Raw genomic sequence first — 283 nt, 5'->3', positions numbered from 1 at the left:
GCTGAGACCTGGAACGTGCTCGGACAGTCCTTCGGCGGGTTCACCACGCTCGCGTATCTGTCGACGGATGCCGCGTCGCTGGACCGCGTGTACATCACCGGCGGGCTCAGCACGATCGACCGCACGCCGGACGAGGTGTACGCACTCTGCTACGACAAGATGCGGGACGCCTCGGAGTGCTACTACCGGCGCTTCCCCGCGCACCGTGACCGCATGCGCCGGCTGGTCGACCTCGCGGCATCCGGCGGCATCGTGCTGCCCGGCGGCGAGGTGGTCTCCCCCT

General features: G+C 69.3%; 1 protein-coding gene. It reads left to right on the top strand.

Translation table 11 applies throughout. The features are described 5' to 3' along the window. The coding region (locus tag KI686_RS16585; RefSeq protein WP_237590416.1) for a hypothetical protein at positions 1 to 283 on the top strand (283 nt) is incomplete at both ends.

Origin of the sequence: Polaribacter sargassicola (assembly GCF_021991835.1) — a bacterium.
In the GTDB taxonomy this organism is placed as follows: Bacteria; Bacteroidota; Bacteroidia; order Flavobacteriales; family Flavobacteriaceae; genus Polaribacter; species Polaribacter sargassicola.
Note: the sequence above shows the minus strand (reverse complement) of the source record. Positions and strands in the feature narration are given on the sequence as shown.